Consider the following 17,641-nt stretch of genomic DNA (forward strand, 5'->3'; position numbering starts at 1 on the left):
ATTAGTTTTTAAACACGCCTGAGGCTGTTGAGAAAGTTTCTGAATTTCGTTTTCTTGCGAGTGGAAGCTGTACGATTGTACCGCCCCCGAGCAAAAAACGGAAAACGCCAAAAAAGCTGTAAGTATCAAACTTACAGCTTTTTTAAAACCCCACCGTCAACACTTCGTGTTGCCACCTCCCCTTGCGTCAATGGGAGGCATAATTCGGTTGATAATAATTGGCGTGCTTCAGGAGCTTTATCGACAGTCTTACCGCAGCATTACACTGCGGTAAATAATGTTATTAATCTACATTGTTATAAACTTCTCTGCCGAAAATTTCAATAATCGTGCCTGTGGTAAACTCTTCTTCCGATTCAACAGGGTTCATCGAATGCACCTTTGTTATGCGATATGTAAGCGCAGTAAACTCTTTGCTGCCGCCGTCTTTTAAAGCATAAACTCTCGGCACAAACAGAACAATCATCACCATTAAACACAAGGCTATAATCAGCCTCTTTTTAATTGAAATTTTGTAATTCTTTTCCATCAGAGTTCCTTTACATAATTACAGATTATGTCACAAATCTTTTCTTTATCCATTTTTGAGGTTGAGAAGCACATTGTGTAGTTTGCCGCTCTGCCCCATTTTCCGTCACCGAGGAAATTATAGTATGATGAGCGCTCTCTGTCCTTTTGTTCAATATAACGGCGAACATTGCGAGGCTTATCCTCTTCATCACTCTGCATAAAGCGTTCGATTCTGTCCTCCATATCTGCACCGATGAAGACAGAAATAACCTCAACATCCTCTTTGCCTTCAAGGATTTTGTCTGCTCTTCTGCCAACGATAACGCACGGACCTTCATCTGTTGCAGATTCAATGACTTTGCGTTGAGCCTCAAGCACTCTGCCCGAATTTACGGCACTGTCGATTGAATACGGGTCCATTACAACGGAAAAGAGGAACGAACGGGTCGGCTGTTCATCGAACATTTCAAAAATTCCGTCCTCAATACCCAAATCCCTTGACCTGTCACGCAGTTCAATCTCGTCATAATAGGCTATGCCGAGTCTTTTGGCTAGCATTTTGCCGATTTCTCTACCGCCGGAGCAAAACTCCCTGCCGATACAAATTGCATATTTTTTCATAGAACATTCCTCCTTGCTCTGTATTATTTTAAATCCTTAACTGTCAAATTGCCCATATCGTCATTTTCGATATAATCAATCATTTCGTCAAACTGCGTTTCGTCAAACACCTTGAAAAGCTGTGAGCAATTGGCTTTGATAAAATCAGTTTTGATAGAATAATTAATTGCATCAATCATATGGTCATAATATCCGTCAATGTTATAAATTGCAATCGGTTTTCTGTGTCTGCCGAGTTGCTTCAAGGTGAGCACTTCAAAGAATTCCTCAAAAGTGCCTGCACCGCCGGGAGTGATGATGAAAGCGTCTGCCAAATCTTCCATAATTCCCTTGCGTTCACGCATAGTTTCGGTGAGAGTCATTTCATCGCAATCCCAATTTACGAATTCATCAAGATTTTCCTTGAAAAACCTCGGCACAACGCCGTGGATAATTCCACCGCCTCTTTTGAAGCCTCTTGAAGCTGCGCCCATTTCTCCCGTGCTGCCTGCACCGAACACAAGGCTGTGACCGTGACGAGCCAAATATTCGCCCATATCCTCAACAGGTGTTATGTATTTTTCGTCAATGGTTTTGCTTGCTGCACCAAAAACACAAATTTTCATATATATCATCCCTTTGTTTACTATACTGATTATATGATAAGAATATCACGAAATTTCAAAAGGGTAAAGTATTTTACATAAAAATTAATAAAAAATTATATAATTTTAGTAATAATTTGTATTGCAATAGTAATTGATAACCTATATAATAATAGCGAAAAATTATGAAAGAGGTCGTATTATGAATATTAACACAGCAGTTAAATCATTGGTTAGATATGCAATTGACAACGAAATGATTGAAAAATGGGACGAAATTTGGGCAATCAACACAGTTTGCCAAGCACTCAATATAGATTCATTTGAGGACTGCGAGGCTGAAAACGCAGAGCTTGAAGACATTTTGGCTTCAATTCTTGACTATGCGGTTGAAAATGGACTTTGCGAGGACAGCGTTGTTTATCGTGACTTGTTCGACACAAAAATTATGGGACTTCTAACTCCGAGACCAAGCGAAGTGATTTCCAAATTCCAATTTTTGTACATCAGAGACAAGAAATCCGCAACAGATTACTACTACAAACTTTGCCAGGACAGCGACTACATACGCAGATACAGAATCAAAAACGACCTCAAGTGGATTACAAAAACAGAATACGGCGACATTGATATTACCATCAATCTTTCAAAACCCGAAAAAGACCCAAAGGCTATTGCGGCTGCACTCAAAATGAAGGCTACTTCATATCCGAAGTGCTTGCTTTGCAAGGAAAACGAAGGATATATGGGCAGAATCAACCACCCTGCAAGACAGAACCACCGCATCATCCCTATGACCCTTGGCGGAGAAAACTTCTTTATGCAATACTCACCGTATGTTTACTACAACGAGCACTGCATCGTTTTCAACGCAGAGCACACACCGATGAAAATCGACAAGTCTGCATTTGCAAAGCTTCTTGATTTTGTTGAAAAGTTCCCTCACTATTTTGTAGGTTCAAATGCCGACCTCCCAATCGTTGGCGGTTCAATCCTCACACACGAGCACTTCCAGGGCGGTAACTACGAATTTGCAATGGCAAAAGCTCCGATTGAAACAAAGGTTACATTCAGCGGATTTGAGGATGTTCAGGCAGGTATTGTTAAGTGGCCGATGAGTGTTATCAGAATCAAGGGCACAGACAAGGCAAGACTTGTTGAGCTTGCAGACAAGGTGCTCACAACTTGGAGAGGCTACACAGACAAGGATTCATTCATCTATGCCGAAACAGAGGGCACACCACACAACACAATCACGCCTATTGCAAGAATGAGAAACGGTCAGTTCGAACTCGACCTTGTTCTCCGCAACAACATCACAACAGAAGATTGTCCTCTCGGATACTATCATCCGCACCCTGAATACCACCACATCAAGAAAGAGAACATCGGTCTTATCGAAGTTATGGGTCTTGCTGTTTTGCCGTCAAGACTTAAGAACGAAATGGCTGTTCTCGGCAAGGCAATGGTGAACGGCGAGGACATTTCCGCAAACGAAACCATCGCTTCTCACAAAGAGTGGGCAGAGATGATTATGCAAAAATACGACATCAACGAAGATAATATTGACGACATTCTCAAAAAGGAAATCGGCATTGTATTTACCTCAATTCTCGGTCAATGCGGTGTTTATTCCCGTGACGAAGAAGGCAAGGCAGGCTTCTTGAGATTTATTGAAAGCGTAAGATAAATGTATAATTTTCACAATCACACCTACCGTTGCGGTCACGCAACGGGCAAGGACGAAGAATATGTGCTTGAGGCAATTAAAAACGGCTACGAGGTTATGGGTTTTTCCGACCACGCACCGTATTTGTTCCCAAAAGGTCACCACAGCGGATACAGAATTCAGCTTGACAAGGCGCAGGATTATGCGAACTCAATAAAGGCGCTGAAAGAGAAATACAAGAGCGTCATAGACATCAAACTCGGCTATGAGCTTGAATACTTTCCTGCTCTTTGGGACGAAGAAATCGAATACCTAAAGGGCTTTGAGTACGATTATTTAATTCTCGGTCAGCATTATACTGACAATGAGTATGAGCCTTTTGCACATTATTCAGGTCACGAAACCGATTCGGTTGCCGTTTTGGACAAATACATTTCGCAAGTCACACTCGGTGCAAAAACAGGTTGTTTCACCTACATTGCACATCCCGACCTCATCAATTTTACAGGCGACAAAGAGGTTTATCTCAAAAAAATGAGGAACTTCATCACCACATTGAAAGAGCTTGACATTCCGCTTGAATTTAACTTTTTGGGTTACACATCGCATCGCAATTATCCAAATCCCAATGTGTGGAAAATCATTGCAGAAGTCGGCAACAGGGTTGTAATCGGACTTGACGCACACAAACCAAATGTTTATTCCGACAAAGAGGACTTGCAAAAAGCAACGGAATTTCTTGCAGATTTAAATATAACGCCAATCAACCTCAACGAACTAAAATTAGTTAATTACAAGGGCGAATATGAGCAATTTTAAACAATGGGCAAAGACTGCTCCGTGTGGCTGGAACAGCTGGGACTGCTTTGGTGCAGGGGTCAACGAAGAACAATTAAGAGCAAATGCCGACTATATGGCAAAAAACCTCAAGCAATATGGCTGGGAATATGTTGTTTGCGACATTCAATGGTATGAGCCGACCGCAGACAGCAACGACTATCACAATTTTGCAGAGCTTGTCACCGATGAATACGGCAGACTTATGCCTGCCGAAAACAGATTTTCAAGCGCCAAGGACGGCAAGGGTTTCAAGCCGATTGCCGATTATGTTCACTCACTCGGACTAAAATTCGGAATCCACATTATGCGTGGAATTCCAAGACAGGCAGTTCACCAAAACCTACCTATATTAGGAAGCAAATACACGGCAAGAGATGTTGCGCATCACTTTTCCGTATGTTCGTGGAACACTGATATGTACGGTATGAAAAACTGCGAAGGCGCACAGGATTACTACAATTCCATCATCAATATGTATGCCGAGTGGGGCGTTGATTTCATCAAATGCGACGACATTGCAGTTACGGAATTCAGAAAGTGGGATAATCCATATTCTGCCGATTACGAAATTGAAATGCTCCGCAAAGCCATTGACAACTGTGGCAGAGAAATCGTGCTTTCGCTTTCTCCGGGACCGGCGCTCCGCAACAAAGCAGACCACCTTTGCAAAAATGCAAACATGTGGCGAATGACAGGCGACTTTTGGGATTTGTGGGAACATCTTTATGTTATGTTTGACAAATGCGAAGAATGGCAGGGAGTACGCAAAACAGGCAACTATCCCGACTGTGATATGCTCCCGATTGGCAGAATTTCAAAGCTGTGTTCATACCACGGCAAGCAAAACAGAATGTCAAACTTCACAAAACCTGAACACTACACCTTGATGTCACTTTGGGGAATTTTCGGCAGTCCGTTATTCATAGGCGGAAATATGCCCGAAAATGACGGCTTCACTCTTTCGCTCCTCACCAACAGCGACTATATGCAAATGCACAGAGAGGCAACAAATTCGCAGTGCGTTGAGAGAAAAGAGAAAAACAACAAGGGTTATATAATTTGGTCGGCACAAGGCAAAAATTGCAAATATCTTGCCGTTTTCAACACCGACACAAAGCCTAAAAAAATAAATGCCGACCTCACACAAATTCTTATGCCAAACACAGAATACACCGTGTACGACATTTGGCAAAAGCAAACAATCGGCACAGCAAAAAATTCACTTACATTAGAGGTTGAACCTCACGGCGCAAGGCTGATAAAGCTACAATAGCAAAACACCACGACAGTAGAAATTCCTACCGCCGTGGTGTTTTTATTTTTAATTGCTTATTTTGCTTTCTTTTGTGGGCCGTTGTATCCGTTTGTTTCTTGGAACTTTGCAATTTTGTCAATTACCGACAATACAACATCAAAGCCCTGACCTACCGTATCTTCGGAGAAGCGTTCAGGCATATCTCTCCAAGTGTGATAATAATATGTAAGCATCGGGTTTTGAGCGGCAAATGTAACCGACTTAATGCCTGCTCTTGTCATAGGAGTTGAGTCGCAACCGCCTACAGGGTTGTGAATGCAACCGTTTGTCTTTGACTGAATACCCATTTCGTTGAAAGTATCCTTGAACATCTTTTCCATATCGGTATCAAATCTAACGCCCTGCCAATCGTCTTTGATAACAACCTCAAAATAGTCCTTATCGGCAACGGAGTCGATATTGATATTCCAAGCGTTCTTTGTCATATCGTCAAAACGGTGTTCCTGCGCAAAGTACATTGAACCACGAAGTCCTGCTTCTTCCGAGCCGATGTTTGCATCAATAATACGGCAGTTCTTTGGCATCTTTTCAGGATGTTCCTTGAAATACTTGATAACAGCATAGCTGATGCCGATACCTGTTGCATTGTCCATAGCGCCACGAGATGCGTTTCTTGGATTAGGGTCGCCCCACATAACAACAAAAAGTGAACCGATAGCTGTCACAATAGGAACAAAGTTCATTGCAAACATAAGATTTTGATAAACCTGTGAAGCAAAGAACTTTTCTGTCCAAGCTGTGCCGGCAAAATCGCAAATATTTGCAACTGACATAAAGATTGAGAAAAGTGCAATAAAGAAAAAGCAAATTGCACCGAAGCCAACCTTGCCGTATGTGGCAATAAGTCCCATAACCGGTTTTGTGTCCTTATACTTATATGCGTGCTCGCTGTGACGCCAACACCAAGATGTATCTGTGTGTCCGGAAAGAATGATTGTGTAGTCATACTTGCCGTCCTCCGGTTCTAAAATACCAAGAGTGTTACGGCTGATTTCCTGTGGGAAGAACATATCAAACCAAGTTTTGTAGAAAAAACAACTCATAACAAGCCAAACGATTGTAATAATGCTCAAAGCGGCAAGTGCATGCCACAATCCGTCAAAATGACAGGCATTTGCAATGATTGCACCGATGCTTATAATAACGCCCGACCAGCCTGCATATGACAAACCGCCGATTGATGAACGAGGCGAAACCGCAAACTCTTCGGTTTTAGGTTCAATTCCGATTTCACGGAGCTTTTCGCCCATATATTCGTGAAGTTTGATTTCACCATCTGTACCCGGCAAACGAGAGCCGATTTTATGAGCTGCATGTTCAACTATGCTCATCGCTTCTCGGGCATACTTTTTGTTTTCTTCTTTCATACAAATTTACCTCCGTAGCATTTAAAAATACTATATATATTCTAACATTAATACAAAGTTTATGCAATATAAATATAAGGATGAAAAAATTTTATACTTCTTCATCCTTATCCATTCTATATATTTTATCTAAAACCTATAACAAGATAGCTTTTGTTGAGTTGGTTCAAATTCGTCATTTCAAACTTTCCTGTTGCACTTGCATTTTTTATTTCAATCTCATCTCCGTCAAGCGTCAAACCGTAGGTACTGCCGTTGATTGTTGCAAATCCAAAATAATTATAGTGCAAATTATTACTATAATCCGACAAGCCAACCGGATAATTTGTTGAAAAAACAATGCACACAGTAGGTTCAAATCCCATATTCAGTGTTATTCTTCTTGTGTCGCTGCCGTTTCCAAGATATGACGCAAAGCCAATCGGATTGCTCCACTCTTTTTTCTGCTGTGCAGTGACATGCTTTGAAATGTTCCAAATGTGCTCGCTGATAGTTTTGTCCAAAATCTCGTTATCTCTGTTAAAATCCTCCATTTTTGGCACATCCGAGCCTATCCATTGATTAAGTTCAAGGTCTCCTGTTTTGTTTGTACTGCCCATAAATTCACCTGCTTTCTGTCATTGTCCACCTGAGATCTCGATTTTCAATCCTGTCCCAAGTGAGTCCCTCATTGTCGATAAAACTCCACGGTTTGCCTGTGCCGTTTAAATAAAAATCAAACGCAAGTCCAAACCAACCGTTAAAAATTTTGCCGACCGTATCAATATCGTATTTTGAAATTATAATTTTTCTGCCGTCAAACCTATATTCAATCCCGTCAAAAGCCTGTGCAATGCTTTCGCTGTCGGGCACATTAAAAACATTCACCGCCGTTGCACCCTTAATTTTGTGCAAATATTCCGACAGCCTTTCAATTTGCTCTGAAACCGCCACGATTTCGGCAAGCACCAAATTATCAGAAGCGTCAATCTTTGCAACCGAATACAGGTGTTTCAATCGGTCAAGCACTGTTTTCATCGGCATTCCTCACTTCAAATTCAAAATTAAACAGAGTGAAAAGCGACAATACATCCCGAACTCTTTGTTCCAAATCGGTTGAAACGGTTTTATCCCTCGTTTTCAAAACGCAAACAAGCTTGGCATTTTCCCTTATGATGTCGCACCCGATTACCTCGTCAAAGGTCATAATTCTGCCCTTCAAAAATTCCACATTTACACCGTTTGCCGGATACATAAGAGCGTCCTTAATCCTCAAACGAAGTGCCTCATCGTTTTCGTCATCGCATCCGCCAATAAAACTCACACGATTTTCAACCATCGCAATACCGCTTGGCGGATTCACCATAACAGATACCTCGCCATACGAGGCATTGTATTCTTCACCGCAAAACAACGCTTCCGCCCTGACGGAAACTGCTGTTTCGCCCGTACGAATAATCCCCTGTTCAAGAGTTTTGTACTGAATATACTTATACCCCTTCTTTGAGCAAACAACACCTTCGGGAATGACAGTGTCTTTTTCTCTGACCCCATCAATCAAAAATGTAATTTCGCCAACCGCCTTGCTCGCCTTTTTTCGCACAACAGAACATTCTGTTGCAATTCGGTCAAGATATTCTCCGGTTGCCGTCATCCACGCCGATTGCCTGAGCAAATATTCGCCCGCAACATACAAATTGAACAATTCGGTTGCAATTGCCTTTAATCTTATTCCCGATTCACCATTCATATCGAGCACTTCGCCCGACTGCTCAAAATATGTTGTTTTCATATTTTCAAGTATTTCGTTATAACTAATCAAAATTCACTGTCACCGTCCTTATTTTTCCGTTCACCGTCACAACAAAGCTCACATCAAATTTGTTTTTTGCAACAGATTTGACAAACACACCGTCAAGCCCTGCAACGCTTTGCCTTGCATATGCCAAAATTTCCGCACAGGATTGCTCCATATTTATTTTTGAGCCAAAATTTTTGTCCGCATAAAACTCGCCTCGCTTGACCGCAAAGCATCTTACGGCATTTTTCAATATGTCGTCAATAACATCATTGTCATTCATTTTGTATCACTCCCCTGCTGTCAATCACCAAGCCGTTGAGAACAATGTCGCCGTTGTTTTTAAGGATAATATAAGCACCGCCGAGTGAAGAAATTTTCACCTCACCGCTTTCAATGTCCTCATCTTTGCTCAATGCCCCAAGCACTACCGCACCGTCATTTGATTCAAGCATAATGACATCCTCATCAACCGGCGGAACGCTTTTGTATCCATACGGAGCATAACTGTCAATGTTTCGCCTTGTGACTGTCGCACCCGCTTCAAGCTGATTGTCCGACAATGTAACCTTGCCTTTTTCGGCAACCTCCTTTTCCGAAGTCGCCACAATTCTTTTACTCATCCACATAGCTCATTTCCTCCAAATCCGGCACATAATTCACTTTTATCACCGTGCGTTCACCCGATGAATCAAAAATATGAGCAACACTGCTCGCAACAGCTCTGTCAAAAATATCAAAGCCCTCAACATCCGCTTTTATTTCATCACACAAATCAATTTCGGCATATCCCTGCATTGCAAGTTCCCATCCGCAATACTCTGCATTTGCAGATGAAAACACGGATTTCAACGCAGTTTCTCTTTGCCAATCGGGCACGGTAGAAATATTGCGAATTTTTCGGGCGGTTATTTTCTTATCACTCATAAGCCTGCTGACTCTGTGATAAATGTAATCGGTGGAATTACTGATTTTATAATCAATCTGCGACAAAGCATCGCCCCTGTTGATAATTCGTTTTGCAGAAATGAGCCGTTTTCTATCAAGATTCACAGTGTTTTTTGTATGCAAAAGAACAAGCTCGTTGTCAGGAGTTACCCTGATTTTTTCACCAGTAGCGGAGTACACAAAGCCATTCATTGCACCATAGAGAGATGTTCCCTTGCTCACCTGATAGCTAATATCACTATATATGCTTCCAAGATTATACTTGAATTCATCACCTGCATTTATCTCAAACAAAGCCATTGCGCTTGGAGAAGTATAAGTAAACGGCTTCGCCTCGCTGTCTGTCAAAAGGCAGGCACTTGAACGGCAATACAAAAAGCACACAATATGGCTTTTGTGCAAGGTTTCTCGCTGGGTGTCAACAAAACCGTTGAACACACATTTTCCGTCAAAAAATGCCTTTGCTCTGTACGCTTCGGGAATTGTTGTGTTATTAATAAAGGTAATCCTCAAGCTGTCGCACGGTGCATCGGCATCTCTGCACAATTCATATGATTTAAGCTGTCCGAGTTCAATCTCGCAATCGTTCAAATCATACAAGGCAAATGTCAAATCAGCCATATTTTTTCACCCTCTCTGACAGCAAAAATATCGCCAATGTCGTTGCATTTTACAATAGACTCAATCTGAACTCCCGTTCTGCTTGCAATGTCAAAAAGATTTTCGTTTTCAAGCGCATATGTATATCCCATGCTATGTTCTTCGCTTTTTGTATTGCACTCTTGCGTGAATTCAAAAGAATACTCCACCCTGTCTTTTCCGCTCGAATACGATATATCAAGCGATGTAAAGAGCATTTTTATAGGCACACTGTTTGGCAAAAATAAATAATCACTGCCCTTTTTATTGAAAACACGCACAAGTTCAAAAGCCTTGACTGCCGAATCTCCGCCGGTCAAATACCCTTTGCCCGAAACGACAACGCAACTTCTGCCGTTTTCCTTGCAAATCTGTTCGTCATAAACCGTATTGTATTTTGTTGTGCCCTTGTTCATAGAAATCTTAATATCCTTTGGATTAATATCGAAATCAAATCCCTTATAGCTCATTTTCATAAACTGCAAATCAATCACCTCTCACATTGTTGTCATATCGTCTTGAATCAAGCATAATGTAATCGCTCAACTCTTCAGCTTCATTGCGACCAATCACATCATTTTCATTTTTCATACATTACTCTCCTTTGTATAGGCAAGCGAAAATGTGAATGTCGCCTTCATTTTGTAACACTCTGCCGAAGAAGCCTTAACAATTGACGAAAGTTTAATTCCGCAAATCTTCTCGCTCATAATTGCCCTGACAATTTTTTCCATATCATCAAAAGCAATCGGAGAACCAAATTCATACGGTACAAAAAGGTCAATGTCAATCGCATATTTCCCAAAAAAGTTTTCATTATCAACACTTATACTTTCCAAATCAAGTTCACCCGGAGAAATTGCAGCAATCTTTTTGCTGATTTTTGTTTGCTTTCTTGCATAAGGACAAGCCTTTATAAAACTGATTCCCTCAAGTTCTTTTTTCGATTTTAACAAATTAAGCAAAGCGTCTGTTTCATCATCCAAATACATCCTTATCCCCCTTTACAGCCTCACGAAGCACCGCCGTATAGTAAAGAATTTCATCACCGATAACAACGGCACTCGATTTGATAAAATAATAATCCGTGCCCATAAGAGTCAAGATGTCATCTCTGCCAAAGCCTGTTACATCAAGCGTAAAAATGCCGATAATATAGTTCTTTTGATTAAATCCTATGTCTGTCGGATAAGCCTCAAATCTGACCTTATCTCTTCTCCACAGCTGTTCAGCCATCACCCTTGAGGTGATGACCGAACCGTTTTTAGTTGTAATTGTACAGCTGTGCGAATACTTTTCTATCATCGGCATAACCGCCTTTGAAAGATTGTTTAACTGCATTATTACACCTCTCTGAAATAAAAACTCTTATCCGCAACCAAATGCGAAATTGATGCACACGCATCATCAAGCAGAGCCTTTGCATTTTTCACGGCATTTCCGTTAGTTGATGAAGTGATTGAAACATCTCCCGCTTTAAAAGACGAAATTTCGCTGTCGCCCGAAGCAAGTGCAATCTGATAATTGGTCTTTGTCGCAACAAAGTATTCAAGGAGTGCCTCGTCGCTTTCGTCATATTCGTTTTCTGCAAACGGGCGCTTATTTATTTCAACAAGAGAAGAATATTTCTTCACTTCATCCTCTGTGAAATTGCCGATTGCACGCAAAATTTCAAGCACTTTTTCTGTGTTCATAATTAAACCTTCGGGTCAATTACAACGCACGCTTCATCAATAATTCTGTTAAAGCCTGCCGTAGCCGTAACTGTTGCTCTTTCGATTTGACGGTCGATAAGTTTGTCAAAGTCTGTAACAACTTCACCAAACTGAACCTTTTCCAACGCAAAGCGTTTGTCAAGTGCAAAAATTCTTTTTTCAAGGAGTTCAGACTTGCTAAACAAAAACTTTGCGCCAAACGGAGTAACAAGATTGCCTGTGCCGTGGAAGTCGTGTCCTGCCGTTGCGTCTTTGAATTCCGGAATGTTAATAATGTCAACAAAAGCCATAGGTCCGGCAATAATCGCATCAAAATTATATGGAGAAAGCAATGCATACAAATTTGCAAAGTCATTGTAACCAATCTTATCCACAGCCTCTGAAATAACATTTCGTGTATCGTCTGTGTCAATTGTTCGAATTACCTGCTCAAGCTGACAAGTATTGATATAATTACCGATTTGCTTGAGCATGATGGCAAACAAATCAAGTCGCTGTGACTTAATAGACTCATATGATGCAACAATAGTTCTACCCGATTTCTTGAGCTTGGTAAGAGAATGCTTTACCTTAATTTCCGTTTCAGGAATAAATGAGCCCTCGTTGATATAATCAATCGAACCATTTCTGTCAATTGATTTACAATAAACAGAGCGATAATCAAGCGAATCAATAATTGTGGTTGTTGCAATCATATCATCAATGATATTGTTTGTGTTGATGGCCGCCTCTACCGAACGCTTGATGTATTCCGGAAACAAGACAGCCGAATCAGATGTCTGGAAGAATTTTGAAACCGGGTCAGAATTTCCTCCCTTTACCTTAATGTCAAATCTCTTGAGCTGACGCTCATATGCGTCAAGACCCTCAAGTTCTGTACCCTTATAATTTTCACTTGGGTCAATTTCTTCAAGTGACTTTGTAAAGCCCTTTTCAGAAGTATAAAGACCCTTATCAAGTCTTAATGTATCAAATGTCACAATTTGTCCTCCTTATATTAAAGTATAATTCCCGCACGGGCGTCCGGTCTGCTAACCCAAAGAACAGTTACATACGGAGCTTCGGCATTTGCAGAATATTGAACATAGCCACGCTTGTTCATAATAAGTTTTGAGTACATTTGCAAAACTTCACCGGCGAATTTAATCTCGGCGTATCCGCTCACCTGAACTGTAAAAAACGAATCATTAACACCGACAACAATGCCCAAAAACGGCTTGCCGACGCCTGCCAAAATAACATAGCCGTTTTCATCAGCCCTTACAAAATCGCCGATTTTAATATCACAATGGCCCATATCTTCAGCCTGCATTGTGATACATTTTGTTTTAAATCCCTTATAAGAAACCATAATTTTTCCTCCTAAATTCTAAATTGCGAAAAGTCATTCGCTTTGCTCTCAACTGCCTGTGCAAGTTGAGGCTTGATTTTTGTTTTTGCTTCGCTTTTCTTCATTCCGTCACGAAAACCAATAAGTTCCTTTGCCGTCATAACAGCAGTAACGGATGAAAAAAGCTTTGAATCCATATCAGGAAATGCTGACTTAAACAAATCAACAACCTCCTTTGAAAGACTCTTTTTGTATTCCTCGCCGAGAGTCGCCTCATCCTTTAGACCCTCGATGTAGGTATTCAATCTGCTTGCTTCCGACTTTGTGAGAGTAACACCGTCACCCGAAGCAATGCTTTTGATAATATCCTGCATATTTTTCTCCTTTGCATTTTCAAAAGATTTGGTAACCCCTGCTTCTCGCTGTGCCGGAACTGCAACAAACGAGAACTCATAGGCATCTCTTGCACCACTCAAAATGTTGAAGCAGAGTTGACCGCCGTAGCTTTTGCCGGGAATATGTTCGCATCTGCCGTGGCGATTGTCCGTGTCACAAATTGAACAAACAGCCTTTTCAACACTGCAAGAAACAGAAACTTCTTTCTTTATTCCCGCATCAATCTCGGCAATAAGTTCTCTGTTTTCATCATTTTTGAGCATATACGCTCTCGCCTTAAGGGTATAGAAATCGTCGCCGTCGGCAGTTTTCTTGCCGTCAACTCTTTCAACCCAAGCGTCAAAAACTCTTGCCTTTTGATTTTCGGCTTTCATAGAATGGTCAAAAATGCCTGTTTTGCCGACAAAATATTCTGCAAGCTGATTGAGAGTGGCAACAGAAAACTTTTCAAAATCTCGGTCAATATCGTTGTTGCAAAGGTCAACATTAAAAATATAAACCTCGTCAGCCGACATTTCTCGTCTTGAGAATTGACCGATTTTTTTCATATCCTCATCATTCGGAGCACTCTTTTGAATCAAAGCATCTGTCATTGATTTACCTCCTCTGCTAATTTGTCTGCTTGAGCATTATAAAGTCGAGCCTGCGCTATTTGAATTTCGTCCTGCAAGGTTATATCCGTCCAACGAACATCAACGCTTTTGTAAACGCCAAGCGTTGCCAAATAAGTCTCACCGATTTTTTTGATAATCGGAGTGATAATTCTGCGATACGCTTTAAGTTCCGTTGTCAAAATATCCGCCTGCTGTTGGCTCATTCTTTCTGTTGTGGACCACGAAAGTCCAAACATATACGGCATAAGTCCCGTCTTTGCAATAATCTGCTCAAGCATTTGACGAACAGGAATTTCGCTGTCGAGAATTTGATTGTCTGCGCCGATTACGCTGACCTTAACATCACCGACCGCCACAAAATCCTTGACGGTTTCGGTACTGCTCATTGCGTCTTTCCACGCTCTCGCCATTTGATTGGCACGCTCCTTTGCAAATGCCTTGTCCAAACTGTCACCCTGCGGTTTGTATGTAACGGCATAACGCAAATTTCCAAGTCGTTGCCAATTTGTGCCTATTGTGTTGTAAATTTTCAGCAAAATATCCGATACAAACGGCAGTCCTCGGAGCAAACTTGTGCCCAAGATTTCTCCCGGTTCGGGATTGAGCACCGAGAACAGAATCCGCTCTTGATGTGCAAACGGCGTTTGACTGTTCATATGACCCGAGCAGAAAATTAAATCCATATCGTTGTCTGCCCTTTTTACACTCACACATCCAAGCTCACCGTTGTACAGAGCATAAAAGCCGTGCTCATCAGCTACCATTTCACCGATTGCAGTGCCATAAGTCAAAAGCTGATTCATAAAATTATCAACAAACGACTGTATTCCGCACTGGTTGCCACTGACATTGACAGAAGAAAAAAATCTGTTCATATCATCATTTAATCTGTCGTCACCGCAGTCCAATTCAAAGCCACCCATAAGACGCACGATTTTGTTAATTGCACTGTCAATAATCGGCACGCCCTCTCTGATGGAGCGATAAACCCTGTTATTTGCTTCAACAAGCGGAGTGTAGTTGCCAAGATACCTAAACGGATGGCAATTCTTGCCCGCCGTTTGAACCGAAGCAGTTGCAACGGCATCGGATGAACCATTATTTTTGTTTTTGCCGAATATACTCAAGGCTTCACATCCTTTCTACTGCAATAGAAAACGCACAGTCATCGCTCCTCATATCAAGAACGGTGTTAACAAAATACCGTATGTCGTCCATTGCGTGATCATTTTCCTTTTTAGGTGCGTCACGTTTTATGTCGTTATCCCAACGATATATCGAAAATTCCCTTATCGTGTCGGTGCAAACGGGAGATATAAATATCTCATTCTGCTTCAAAGCCATACAAACTCTGTTTATGCCGTTGAGCACATCGTTTTCAGCCTTGATGACAGTAAATTCACCGTGACGGCGCACCGTTTCAATAAACGAGGCTGCTGACGGGTCAACTATCAGAGCCGTTATAGATTTGTCCCCGACAAGCTCTTTCAGATGACCGTAATATTCCTCATCCGTCAGCTGAACACCTTTCTCTCTTGATGAATGATAATATTCATTCACCCTGTACCAGCCGTCATCACCTTTGCCCCAAAGCCCAAGCGAAAACGGATTGACAGTGCCGTAGTCACAGCTGAGATAATATTCGCTGAACGAGTCTGCCGTTTTAATATGCTTTTCAGGAGAAAACATCGGATAAACCAAACCGTCTGCGGCAACCCATTTTCCCTCAACAAAGCGTTCGTAGAACGCACCTGTGTAAAGTTTTTGGTATCGACTTTTGATTTTTGGCGAAAGTGACGGATTGTCGTCCATAGTAAAATGAAGATAAAGCATATTCTTTTCATCAGCCTTTTTAATCCACTCATTGTAAAACCAATGAAAAGGATGCTCGGGATTGCAGTTGAACCAAAATCGTGAACCCTCAAGCGAGCACCTTGCAAGCGCCTGCTCAACAAAAGAACGAGGCATCAATGCAACTTCGTCAAAAAGGACACCGCCCAAGGTCATACCCTGAATCAGAGAAGCAGAACTTTCATCCCTGCCACCAAAGATATAAAATCTGTTTTTGACGCTTCCTCTTTGAATTTCGAGCATATTCTTGCTGATTTTCTCCGTAACATTGAAGCCAAGCGATTTAAGCATCGGTATCATCGGAGTAACAACATTTCGCCTGAGCGAACTTATCGTTTTGCCACACAATGCAAATGAAGTGTCGTTGAAAGCATAAAATGCCCAAAACACAAACGACAGCGACATGCAAAGCGTTTTGCCCGACCTCACCGCACCGTCACAAATAATTCCGTTTTTGGCGCTGTATTTACTGCCTGCGCACCACCAATTAAGCGTTTGAAGCTGTTTTTGCGAAAACGGAAAAAACTTAACCATTGCCAACTTCCTCGGCGTTATTTTGCGCACTCTTTTCAAGTGCTTCATAAAAGCTCAAGCCGTTTTCCTGCCTTTCGCCGTTGTTTTCAATCAGCTTTTCAAACGCCTTTATGCGGTCAAAAAACTTGATTTCCATTCCTCCGCCCTTCGGCCGTTTTATCTCGCTCACATTGATGAGTTTCAGCTTCGGGAGTTTCTGCATAATTTCGTCTTCGCTCATAAAAAGAAGTTTCACCGCATCACAGCACGAGCCAAATGCAAGCTCGGTCAACCCCTTTTCAATTTGTTCTTCAAGCGTCATCTTTTTCTTCGCCATTTTTTCACCTCAAGTCGATATTTCGAAAGTGTTTGTTGACCTGTCGTCACAAAACCCTTTCACCTATAGGCTGAAAACGGCGTTTTTATTCACTGTTTCTGTATAATTCGCCCCAAAAATCGCAAAATAAATTTGTTTTTCATCATTTATTCAATCAAACTGTATATCCCTGCAAAACGGTAGGCATTGATTTCAAAGATTTATGAAAAATTCAATAAAATTTTGTACAAGCCTGTTGTAATGTAAAAAATCAAATGATATAATCATAAAAAAGGAGGTGACGCCCGTGAAAGAAAAAATGCAAAACCTTATCGAAAAATTCAAAAAGTTTTGCGAATGGATATGGAGCGAATGCAAAGATTGGCATACGCTTGTGCTGTTTATAATAATTGTTGTGATTATGTATACACCTGTGTGGGGCGGTTACCTCATTCACCTGATATTCAAAAAATCGTGGGGCAGTGTTATGGCAACGGCATACCTTGCTTTCTGGGCAGGTCCGTTCACTCCTTATTTTCCGCTGTGCATTGCAATCACCCTCGGCATAAAAAAGCTGTTTGAAAAAATCAAATCAAAAAGAAAAAAGACAAGTGACTGATCACTTGCCAAATAAGA

General features: G+C 41.3%; 24 protein-coding genes. 4 read left to right on the plus strand and 20 right to left on the minus strand.

The window, feature by feature from the left end; all coding sequences use genetic code 11:
• Positions 1-283: 283 nt before the first annotated feature.
• Genes B5D29_RS01940 through B5D29_RS01950 form a run of 3 tightly spaced genes read right to left on the minus strand, consistent with a single transcriptional unit; the run spans position 284 to position 1,736 of the window.
• Positions 284-529, minus strand: a complete 246-nt coding sequence (locus B5D29_RS01940; RefSeq protein WP_078767890.1) for a hypothetical protein — start codon at positions 527-529, stop codon at positions 284-286.
• On the minus strand, positions 529-1,131 hold the full coding sequence (locus B5D29_RS01945; RefSeq protein ID WP_078767891.1) for a cytidylate kinase-like family protein: 603 nt from the start codon (positions 1,129-1,131) through the stop codon (positions 529-531). The genes B5D29_RS01940 and B5D29_RS01945 overlap by 1 nt, the downstream gene beginning before the upstream one ends.
• A gap of 23 nt (positions 1,132-1,154) precedes the next feature.
• Positions 1,155-1,736, minus strand: coding sequence for an LOG family protein (locus B5D29_RS01950; RefSeq protein ID WP_078767892.1), 582 nt, complete (start codon positions 1,734-1,736; stop codon positions 1,155-1,157).
• Between the two features lie 181 nt (positions 1,737-1,917).
• Between B5D29_RS01950 and galT the strand changes: the two genes are divergently transcribed.
• Genes galT through B5D29_RS01965 form a run of 3 tightly spaced genes read left to right on the plus strand, consistent with a single transcriptional unit; the run spans position 1,918 to position 5,497 of the window.
• Positions 1,918-3,405, plus strand: coding sequence for a UDP-glucose--hexose-1-phosphate uridylyltransferase (gene galT, locus B5D29_RS01955; protein ID WP_078767893.1), 1,488 nt, complete (start codon positions 1,918-1,920; stop codon positions 3,403-3,405).
• Positions 3,406-4,203, plus strand: coding sequence for a histidinol-phosphatase (locus B5D29_RS01960; protein WP_078767894.1), 798 nt, complete (start codon positions 3,406-3,408; stop codon positions 4,201-4,203).
• Positions 4,190-5,497 carry a glycoside hydrolase family 27 protein gene (locus B5D29_RS01965; RefSeq protein WP_078767895.1) on the plus strand — a complete coding sequence of 436 codons (1,308 nt, stop codon included), beginning with the start codon at positions 4,190-4,192 and terminating at the stop codon, positions 5,495-5,497. Before B5D29_RS01960 ends, B5D29_RS01965 begins: the two co-directional genes overlap by 14 nt.
• 56 nt (positions 5,498-5,553) lie before the next feature.
• Here B5D29_RS01965 and B5D29_RS01970 read toward each other — a convergent pair whose 3' ends face one another.
• From B5D29_RS01970 to B5D29_RS02050, 17 genes are all read right to left on the minus strand, one after another.
• Positions 5,554-6,906, minus strand: coding sequence for a M28 family metallopeptidase (locus B5D29_RS01970; protein ID WP_078767896.1), 1,353 nt, complete (start codon positions 6,904-6,906; stop codon positions 5,554-5,556).
• A 125-nt stretch (positions 6,907-7,031) separates the two neighbouring features.
• Positions 7,032-7,505, minus strand: coding sequence for a hypothetical protein (locus B5D29_RS01975; RefSeq protein WP_078767897.1), 474 nt, complete (start codon positions 7,503-7,505; stop codon positions 7,032-7,034).
• A 4-nt stretch (positions 7,506-7,509) separates the two neighbouring features.
• On the minus strand, positions 7,510-7,923 hold the full coding sequence (locus tag B5D29_RS01980; RefSeq protein ID WP_078767898.1) for a hypothetical protein: 414 nt from the start codon (positions 7,921-7,923) through the stop codon (positions 7,510-7,512).
• Complete coding sequence (locus tag B5D29_RS01985; RefSeq protein WP_078767899.1) at positions 7,907-8,707, minus strand: baseplate J/gp47 family protein; 801 nt, start codon at positions 8,705-8,707, stop codon at positions 7,907-7,909. The genes B5D29_RS01980 and B5D29_RS01985 overlap by 17 nt, the downstream gene beginning before the upstream one ends.
• Entirely contained in the window at positions 8,700-8,966 is a 267-nt protein-coding gene (locus B5D29_RS01990; protein WP_078767900.1) for a hypothetical protein, read from the minus strand. The genes B5D29_RS01985 and B5D29_RS01990 overlap by 8 nt, the downstream gene beginning before the upstream one ends.
• Positions 8,959-9,312, minus strand: a complete 354-nt coding sequence (locus tag B5D29_RS01995) for a hypothetical protein (RefSeq protein ID WP_078767901.1) — start codon at positions 9,310-9,312, stop codon at positions 8,959-8,961. Before B5D29_RS01995 ends, B5D29_RS01990 begins: the two co-directional genes overlap by 8 nt.
• On the minus strand, positions 9,299-10,252 hold the full coding sequence (locus tag B5D29_RS02000) for a hypothetical protein (RefSeq protein ID WP_078767902.1): 954 nt from the start codon (positions 10,250-10,252) through the stop codon (positions 9,299-9,301). Before B5D29_RS02000 ends, B5D29_RS01995 begins: the two co-directional genes overlap by 14 nt.
• Positions 10,240-10,746: a hypothetical protein gene (locus tag B5D29_RS02005; protein ID WP_143406712.1), complete on the minus strand. Its 507-nt coding sequence runs from the start codon at positions 10,744-10,746 to the stop codon at positions 10,240-10,242. The genes B5D29_RS02000 and B5D29_RS02005 overlap by 13 nt, the downstream gene beginning before the upstream one ends.
• 111 nt (positions 10,747-10,857) lie before the next feature.
• Positions 10,858-11,262, minus strand: a complete 405-nt coding sequence (locus tag B5D29_RS02010; protein WP_078767904.1) for a hypothetical protein — start codon at positions 11,260-11,262, stop codon at positions 10,858-10,860.
• On the minus strand, positions 11,249-11,611 hold the full coding sequence (locus tag B5D29_RS02015; RefSeq protein WP_078767905.1) for a hypothetical protein: 363 nt from the start codon (positions 11,609-11,611) through the stop codon (positions 11,249-11,251). Before B5D29_RS02015 ends, B5D29_RS02010 begins: the two co-directional genes overlap by 14 nt.
• 2 nt (positions 11,612-11,613) lie before the next feature.
• Positions 11,614-11,964 (minus strand): hypothetical protein, encoded by a 351-nt coding sequence (locus B5D29_RS02020; RefSeq protein WP_078767906.1) that lies wholly within the window; start codon positions 11,962-11,964, stop codon positions 11,614-11,616.
• Between the two features lie 2 nt (positions 11,965-11,966).
• On the minus strand, positions 11,967-12,965 hold the full coding sequence (locus tag B5D29_RS02025; RefSeq protein ID WP_078767907.1) for a hypothetical protein: 999 nt from the start codon (positions 12,963-12,965) through the stop codon (positions 11,967-11,969).
• 17 nt (positions 12,966-12,982) lie between these two features.
• The gene (locus B5D29_RS02030; RefSeq protein ID WP_078767908.1) at positions 12,983-13,336 is read right to left on the minus strand and encodes a hypothetical protein; all 354 of its coding nucleotides are present in this window, start codon (positions 13,334-13,336) and stop codon (positions 12,983-12,985) included.
• 11 nt (positions 13,337-13,347) lie between these two features.
• The gene (locus B5D29_RS02035) at positions 13,348-14,304 is read right to left on the minus strand and encodes a hypothetical protein (protein ID WP_078767909.1); all 957 of its coding nucleotides are present in this window, start codon (positions 14,302-14,304) and stop codon (positions 13,348-13,350) included.
• Entirely contained in the window at positions 14,301-15,452 is a 1,152-nt protein-coding gene (locus B5D29_RS02040) for a hypothetical protein (protein WP_078767910.1), read from the minus strand. The genes B5D29_RS02035 and B5D29_RS02040 overlap by 4 nt, the downstream gene beginning before the upstream one ends.
• 4 nt (positions 15,453-15,456) lie before the next feature.
• On the minus strand, positions 15,457-16,710 hold the full coding sequence (locus B5D29_RS02045; protein WP_078767911.1) for a PBSX family phage terminase large subunit: 1,254 nt from the start codon (positions 16,708-16,710) through the stop codon (positions 15,457-15,459).
• The gene (locus tag B5D29_RS02050; RefSeq protein ID WP_143406713.1) at positions 16,703-17,026 is read right to left on the minus strand and encodes a hypothetical protein; all 324 of its coding nucleotides are present in this window, start codon (positions 17,024-17,026) and stop codon (positions 16,703-16,705) included. The genes B5D29_RS02045 and B5D29_RS02050 overlap by 8 nt, the downstream gene beginning before the upstream one ends.
• 286 nt (positions 17,027-17,312) lie before the next feature.
• Between B5D29_RS02050 and B5D29_RS02055 the strand changes: the two genes are divergently transcribed.
• The gene (locus tag B5D29_RS02055) at positions 17,313-17,624 is read left to right on the plus strand and encodes a hypothetical protein (protein ID WP_078767912.1); all 312 of its coding nucleotides are present in this window, start codon (positions 17,313-17,315) and stop codon (positions 17,622-17,624) included.
• The last annotated feature ends 17 nt before the right edge of the window (positions 17,625-17,641 follow it).

Source organism: Eubacterium coprostanoligenes (assembly GCF_900167205.1).
In the GTDB taxonomy this organism is placed as follows: Bacteria; Bacillota; Clostridia; order Oscillospirales; family Acutalibacteraceae; genus Eubacterium_R; species Eubacterium_R coprostanoligenes.